This window comes from Dyella japonica DSM 16301, assembly GCF_001010355.1.
GTDB classification, from domain to species: domain Bacteria; phylum Pseudomonadota; class Gammaproteobacteria; order Xanthomonadales; family Rhodanobacteraceae; genus Dyella; species Dyella japonica.
Window position 1 is genome coordinate 1 of sequence record NZ_JPLA01000170.1, and the last position, 791, is coordinate 791.

Consider the following 791-nt stretch of genomic DNA (forward strand, 5'->3'; position numbering starts at 1 on the left):
CCAGTAGCACGAGTGTCATCATGAGCAACGCCGTAATCATACTGAAGGCATTCATAAACAATGTCTCCTTTCTCGTGTGACTGACCAGCAGCACTACCCATTACAGGCTTATCCTTAATACGGAATTTACGTGGCTTAGCCATATGGCCTCCTATGTGCATGTAATCAAAAAAATTGCCTCCGTGTAGGAGGCAAATAGCGGAGTTTATTATGAGTGGTCTACAACCACAAAAGACCTACTTAGTGGATGCATTCATCTGCAAGCAGCTTACGGAATTGAATCCAGCCACACAGATTACCTGAGTATAAACGTAAATTTCTGTCCATGTGGCTAATGCCATTTTCCCATGTAGATGGGTCAGTAGGCTCATTTAAGCCTTTACTCATTACATGCTGAGGAGTTGCTTGATGTTCAGTAGGGCTTGCGTGAACAGGCTTACTTTCAACCAATTTAGAGAACAAACGCAGGTCTTCTTCGATAGTAGAAGGAGTACCTTTAAAGTTGTTATAGGAAGCACGGGCACAACGAGCAGCAGAGATTTTTACTAACAGGCAATTAATCTCATCACTACTTGGTTCATCACGAGTAATTCGTTGATGTTTGCAATAATCGTAAGCATCGAGGTAATCACTATTAGTAATGTACGGCAAATGCCATTCCCCAGCCAACAGGGTACGGGGTTTTGATTGGTCATACTGTTCCTTCATCTTAGTAGCCAATTCACAAATCTCTGGTTGAGCATCGGGATGAATGCGTAAACCAAAGAAGTTATTCCATTGAGTAGCTGTCA

Annotated in this window: 1 protein-coding gene; it reads right to left on the minus strand. The window is 42.5% G+C overall.

The features are described from left to right. Positions 1-240 precede the first annotated feature (240 nt). Positions 241-791 (minus strand): FAD-dependent thymidylate synthase (locus tag Y882_RS19740; protein WP_046973437.1); only part of this gene is annotated, 551 nt, incomplete at its 5' end.